The organism is Pseudoalteromonas sp. APC 3691 (assembly GCF_030408135.1).
In the GTDB taxonomy this organism is placed as follows: domain Bacteria; phylum Pseudomonadota; class Gammaproteobacteria; order Enterobacterales; family Alteromonadaceae; genus Pseudoalteromonas.
The window spans coordinates 1-3,851 of sequence record NZ_JASDCB010000122.1 but is presented as its reverse complement, the minus strand read 5'-3'; the positions used below and the strand labels follow the sequence as shown (position 1 = coordinate 3,851).

General features: G+C 42.3%; 3 protein-coding genes. 2 read left to right on the top strand and 1 reads right to left on the bottom strand.

The window, feature by feature from the left end:
- Nucleotides 1-235: 235 nt before the first annotated feature.
- Complete coding sequence (locus tag QL998_RS20335; RefSeq protein WP_024603745.1) at nucleotides 236-763, bottom strand: sugar O-acetyltransferase; 528 nt, start codon at nucleotides 761-763, stop codon at nucleotides 236-238.
- A 159-nt stretch (nucleotides 764-922) separates the two neighbouring features.
- On the opposite strand from QL998_RS20335, the gene QL998_RS20330 reads away from it, so the two are divergent.
- Both QL998_RS20330 and glmS read left to right on the top strand, forming a co-directional pair.
- Nucleotides 923-1,687, top strand: coding sequence for a DeoR family transcriptional regulator (locus tag QL998_RS20330; protein ID WP_290193373.1), 765 nt, complete (start codon nucleotides 923-925; stop codon nucleotides 1,685-1,687).
- A gap of 46 nt (nucleotides 1,688-1,733) precedes the next feature.
- Nucleotides 1,734-3,554 (top strand): glutamine--fructose-6-phosphate transaminase (isomerizing), encoded by a 1,821-nt coding sequence (glmS, locus tag QL998_RS20325; RefSeq protein WP_290193372.1) that lies wholly within the window; start codon nucleotides 1,734-1,736, stop codon nucleotides 3,552-3,554.
- Nucleotides 3,555-3,851 lie beyond the last annotated feature (297 nt).

Sequence of the window (3,851 nt, the reverse complement as noted above, 5' to 3'; positions counted from 1 at the left end):
TCCATGCCGAACTCAGTAGTGAAACGAAACAGCGCCGATGATAGTGTAGCATTTGCTATGTGAAAGTAGGACATTACCAGGCTTCAAATTGTAGAAAGCCCGAATCTAACGATTCGGGCTTTTTTACGTCTGCAAAAAAGTAAATGCGCGCAATTAATATACACTCACATCAACACATATCACGTAGGGCGAGCGAGCGTAGTGACTCCTGACGCTAAAATCACATCGAGAATATCTACAGTGTTCTTACTTCACGAGCTGGGTTACCCGCTACTACAGTATTAGGCACTACATTTTTAGTAACCACAGCACCCGCACCCACAATACTATTTTCACCAATACTTACACCCGCTAAAATAATTACACCTGCGCCAACCCATACGTTATTGCCTAACGCGATAGGTGCTGCAAAGTTTTCTTTATTAAGCCTTTCTACTGGATTAGTAGCATGTGATACAGCTAAAAACTGAACGTTCGGGCCTATTAAGCAGTCATCACCAATGGTGATTGAGTTATTGGCTAATGGCGAGTCAAGAAGTGTGCAATTAATATTAATAAAAGTACGATCACCAATAACGATTTGATTACCGTAATCACAATGAAAACCTGATTCGATAATTACACCATCACCCGACTTTAAAAATAACTCTTTGATACGTTTTAAGTTGCCTTTACTTGGGCTCTTATTAAATAAACGGCAGGTTTCACCTGCTTGCTTTCGCTGTGCTAAGTATTCTTTACTGATACTGTTAAATGACTGCATTGTATTTATCTTTATAACTTAATTAGTTATAGCTTACCGTACTTTTAGTTTTATTATTATTAGAATAAAACTGTGTTTTTTTTGCTCGTTCACTTGCCATTTAGGTTGTTTCGTTTAAAATCGCATAACTTTCGAAACGAAACTTAATTCACGAGCTTTATGACTAAACGAAACACACAACAGCGTCGTCACAATATACTGGTTCAGGTTAATGAACTAGGTGAAGTAGTTGTTGAAAAGCTAGCTGAGCAGTTTCAAACATCAGAAGTAACCATTCGAAAAGATTTAACCTCGCTTGAAAAAAGTGGCTTATTACTTCGCCGCTACGGTGGTGCTATTGCACTACCTAAAGAAATTGTTAGCGATGAAGTAGATTCAAAGCGCAAAGTAGCAATAGCAAAAGCGGCAGCCTCACTTATAAACGATCATAACCGCATTATTATTGACAGCGGCCGCACCACTGCAGCGATGATCCCTGAGTTGGCTACTAAGCAGGGGTTAGTTGTTATGACTAACGCCATTAAAGTGGCAACACGTTTATTAGCACTTGAAAACGAACCAACACTGTTAATGACCGGTGGCACATGGGATCCGCATTCGGAATCGTTTCAGGGGCAAGTAGCCGAAAATGTACTATGCTCATATGATTTTGATCAGCTGTTCATTGGTGCCGATGGCATTGATGTAGCGCGAGGAACAACCACGTTTAATGAACTTGTTGGGCTAAGCCAAGTGATGGCTAAAGCGGCGCGCGAAGTTATTGTGCTGGTTGAGTCAGAAAAGATTGGCCGAAAAATACCAAATTTAGAATTACCGTGGCAAACAGTAACCACATTAATAACCGACAGTGGCTTAGCGCATGATAAACGCGCAGCGATTGAGGCATGTGGTGTAAAACTAATTTGCGCAGAGATTATGGATTAGTAACTACGCCGTGAGTTGCTAGAATTAAAAAATTAATGGAGACACTATGTGTGGAATCGTTGGGGCTGTTGCAGAACGTCCAGTAAATAAAATCTTAGTTGAAGGCCTTAAGCGTCTTGAGTACCGTGGTTATGACTCAGCAGGTGTAGCTTTACTTGAAGGTAATACTCTTAATACAGTTAAAGCAGTTGGTAAGGTTGTAAACTTAGAATCAGCACTTGAACAAGCTGGTGTTAGCGGTCACACAGGTATTGCACACACTCGTTGGGCAACTCATGGCGGTGTAACTAAAGCCAATGCTCACCCACATGTTTCAAGCAATCAATTAGCGCTTGTACATAACGGTATCATTGAAAACCACGCAAGTTTGCGTGCAGCACTTAAAGGCGACGGTTACGAGTTTTTATCAGATACCGACACCGAAGTAATGGTGCATTTAATTCATCAGTTACGTCAGCAGCACACCACTTTATTAGCGTCAGTTCAAGCAGCTGTTAAACAGTTTGAAGGTGCATTTGGTACAGTTGTGTTCGATAAAGCGAATGATAACGAAATTATTGTCGCGCGCTCAGGCAGCCCGTTAGTTATTGGTTTAGGCCTTGGTGAAAACTTTATTGCCTCTGACCAACTTGCATTATTACCGGTGACTCGCAGCTTTATCTTCTTAGAAGAAGGTGATGTAGCGCGCATTACGCGCGACACAGTAGAAATTTTTGATGCCGATGGCAACGCGGTTGAACGTGAAGTTGTTGAATCAAACATCACACAAGATGCATCAGGCAAAGGTGATTACCGTCACTACATGTTAAAAGAAATTTATGAGCAGCCACTTGCAGTACGTAACACCCTTGAAGGACGTTTAAACGACGACCGCGTCGCGATTGATGCCTTTGGCGACAGCGCACAGCAAATATTTAAAGACGTAAAACACGTACAAATTATTGCCTGTGGTACGTCATACCACTCAGGTATGGTTGCTCGTTACTGGCTTGAGCAATTTGCAGGTGTTAGCTGTAACGTAGAGATTGCCTCTGAGTTCCGTTACCGTCAATCGTTTGTACACGAAAACAGCCTACTAGTAACGATTTCACAATCGGGCGAAACGGCTGATACTTTAGCTGCACTGCGTTTAGCTAAAGAGCAAGGCTATATGGGGTCAATGACTATTTGTAACGTACCAGGCTCATCGCTTGTACGTGAATCTGACCTTGCCTTTATGACCAAAGCTGGTACTGAAATTGGTGTAGCCTCTACTAAAGCATTTACTACGCAGCTTGTTGGTTTGTTAATGCTTACTGCGTCTATTGCGCAAGAAAAAGGCTTAGATCAAAGTACGATTGTTAACGCCATTAAACTGCTGCCAGCTAAATTAGAAGAAACGCTACTATTAGCTGATGGCATTGCAGACCTTGCAGAAGAATTTGCTGATAAGCACCACTCACTGTTTTTAGGTCGCGGGTCGCAATACCCAATCGCAATGGAAGGCGCGCTTAAGCTTAAAGAGATTTCATACATTCACGCTGAAGCTTATGCAGCAGGTGAGCTTAAACATGGCCCATTAGCGCTAATTGATGCCGACATGCCAATTATTGTTGTAGCACCAAACAACGAATTGCTTGAAAAGCTTAAATCAAACGTAGAAGAAGTACGTGCACGTGGCGGCATCATCTATGTATTCGCTGATAAAGATTCACACTTTGAGTCAGACGACACAATGCGTGTAATCAACGTAAATCATGTTGATGACGTAATTGCTCCAGTTGTATATACAATCCCACTACAGTTACTGTCGTACTATGTAGCGGTCATTAAAGGCACAGATGTTGACCAACCACGTAACTTAGCAAAATCGGTTACAGTTGAGTAAAATCAAAAGGTTGGTAATTACCTGTTAAAGATAAAAAGGCGCTCAATGCGCCTTTTTTTGTTTGCCCAGCGAAGCTGGCAAACCCGATAGGCTGAAAGATGCCTTATCACCCTGACTAAGGGGAAGATAATCTGAATGGCAAGGGCGTCACTGGCCAACGGTGGGGTCTGAAGGAAGCCATAAGAAGTTAGAGGTACACAACTAACCGTAACCTGTTTCGGCAGTATTGGTGGGTCAGCGTGCAAAATAGCGCAACGCCCTATACTTAGTCAGACCAATACTGTGCTTGAGGGTGGG

Coding starts and splice junctions, on each gene's coding strand:
- glmS (WP_290193372.1), top strand. CDS start 1,734: ATGTGTGGAATCGTTGGGGCTGTTGCAGAACGTCCAGTAAATAAAATC.
- QL998_RS20335 (WP_024603745.1), bottom strand. CDS start 763: ATGCAGTCATTTAACAGTATCAGTAAAGAATACTTAGCACAGCGAAAG.
- QL998_RS20330 (WP_290193373.1), top strand. CDS start 923: ATGACTAAACGAAACACACAACAGCGTCGTCACAATATACTGGTTCAG.